The 919-nt window shown below is 72.1% G+C and carries 1 protein-coding gene; it reads left to right on the top strand.

Going from position 1 to position 919, the window contains the following annotated elements:
* Positions 1–919: acyl carrier protein (locus TU30_RS00095; RefSeq protein ID WP_042162997.1), on the top strand; the 919-nt coding region annotated here is incomplete at both ends.

The following is a 919-nucleotide window of genomic DNA, read 5'->3' as shown; positions in this document are numbered from 1 at the left end:
ACCGCCGCATCGCCCGGGCCGGCCTTCCCCCGGTGACGGTGGAGCAGGGCGTCGCCCTGTTCGACGCCGCGATGGCCGCCGACATGGCGGTCGTTCTCCCCGTGCGCCTCGACTTCCCGGCACTCCGCGCGCAGGGAGAGGTTCCGCCGCTGCTCAGCGGGCTGATCCGGACGTCCACCCGCCGCGCGGCGGCCACGGGTTCCGCCGAGACCACCGGACTGGCCGAACGGCTGACCGCGCTCGGCGAGACCGAGCGCCGCGAGATGATGCTGGACCTGGTGCGCGGACACATCGCCCTCGTTCTCGGACACTCGGGCGCGCAGACGGTCAACCCCAACCGTGCCTTCCAGGACCTGGGCTTCGACTCGCTGACGGCGGTGGAGCTGCGGAACCGGCTGGGCAAGGCGACCGGACTGCGCCTGCCCGCCACCGTCGTCTTCGACTACCCCACCGCGGAACTTCTCGCCGACCATCTGCTCGACACCGTGCTCGGAACCGTGCGCGACGTGGCTGTGCCGGTGGGGTCGCTGCCGTCGGTGGCGGACGATCCGGTGGTGATCGTGGGGATGGCGTGCCGTTATCCGGGTGGGGTGTCCTCTCCGGAGGACCTGTGGCGGCTGGTGTCCGACGGCGTCGACGCCGTGTCCGAGTTCCCCGTCAACCGCGGATGGGACGCCGAGTCCCTCTACAACGCGGACCGGAGCGTGTCCGGGACGTCGTACACGCGCTCGGGCGGCTTCCTGCACGACGCGGGCGCCTTCGACCCCGAGTTCTTCGGGATGAGTCCGCGGGAGGCGGTGGCGACGGACGCGCAGCAGCGTCTGCTGCTGGAGACGACCTGGGAGGCGATCGAGCGGGCCGGGATGGACCCGGTGTCGCTGCGGGGCAGCCGGACCGGCGTCTTCGCCGGCGTCATGTA

It is taken from the genome of Streptomyces sp. NBRC 110035, from assembly GCF_000829695.1.
Taxonomy (GTDB): domain Bacteria; phylum Actinomycetota; class Actinomycetes; order Streptomycetales; family Streptomycetaceae; genus Streptomyces.
Note: the sequence above shows the minus strand (reverse complement) of the source record. Positions and strands in the feature narration are given on the sequence as shown.